1 protein-coding gene is annotated in these 1,005 nt (G+C 59.4%); it reads right to left on the reverse strand.

Features of this window, described 5'->3' with window-relative positions; all coding sequences use genetic code 11:
* Positions 1–923, reverse strand: a 923-nt coding sequence (locus GV832_RS21665) for an ISL3 family transposase (protein ID WP_168776927.1), incomplete at its 3' end; no start/stop codon positions are given.
* Positions 924–1,005: the final 82 nt, after the last annotated feature.

Raw genomic sequence — 1,005 nt, forward strand, 5'->3', positions numbered from 1 at the left:
CGGGGAAACCCCGTTCGCCGCCCGATCTCGCTGCACGTCAGCCCTTGCTGCCGAAGTGCCGAAATGGTCCTGAAAATCTCTTCTCGGGATTTGCGATGGGCAAGACGTGATTTCAGAAGGTTCTGAGCTGTGCTGATGTTGTCTGCATCCGAGAGTAAGGCCCTGCCAGTTGCACGACCGTGCAGGTTCATTTGCTCCTCGATTGCCATGCGAAGGTTCTGCACGATATGAAACCGGTCGGCGACCTGTTCCGCCTGCGGCGCTCCTTGTCGGGCGGCTTGGGCGTAGAGACCGCAGCGATCCCGGCTTATGACTTCCACCTCAGGATGATGCCTTAGCCAGTCGGTGCATGTGGCGACATCACGATTTTCGAGAACATCGATGACGGCACGACGCTCGAGGTCGATGATGATCGTCCCGTAGTTCTGCGACTTTCGCCAACTCCAATCATCGATCCCGATGATCCGTGCGCGTGGTGGAACAACTTGAGCTGCGCGTAGTAACTGTCGGAGAATAGTATCGTCACTGACCCGGATACCCAGTCGCCGCAAGAGCCGTTCAGCTGGGGTGCCGCCAGCGGCGTGCGCCATATGGCCTAAGAGTTGCGCCTGTCGAGACGTCCGGCGCGCATAAGGGGTCGCCACCGCCGCCTCGCGATCGGAGAACGTGCGGCGGCGGCAATCCAAGTTCAAACACCGCCATCGACAAACCCTGAGCTCGATCCAAACCGCTTGGCCCTGAGCAGGAAAATCCTCGATCCGCCGGCGCCGCCAACCATGTCGTTGTCTTGAGGACGCCCCGCACTCAGGGCAGACGCCATTCGGAGCCAGTCTGCCAGATACGACCCATGCACCCGTCTCAGACTGGCGGACCTCACCAACCTCCACACTGGCGGTTGGAGCCCAATGCTTCTTCGATACCACGGCCTGATCCCTTCAATCTGTGAAGCTCGGTCAGACCGTGACACACAAATTGAGGATGACCCCATTTAAGGGCTACGCGACA

The sequence above is a fragment of the Stagnihabitans tardus genome (genome assembly GCF_009925085.1).
Classification (GTDB): domain Bacteria; phylum Pseudomonadota; class Alphaproteobacteria; order Rhodobacterales; family Rhodobacteraceae; genus Stagnihabitans; species Stagnihabitans tardus.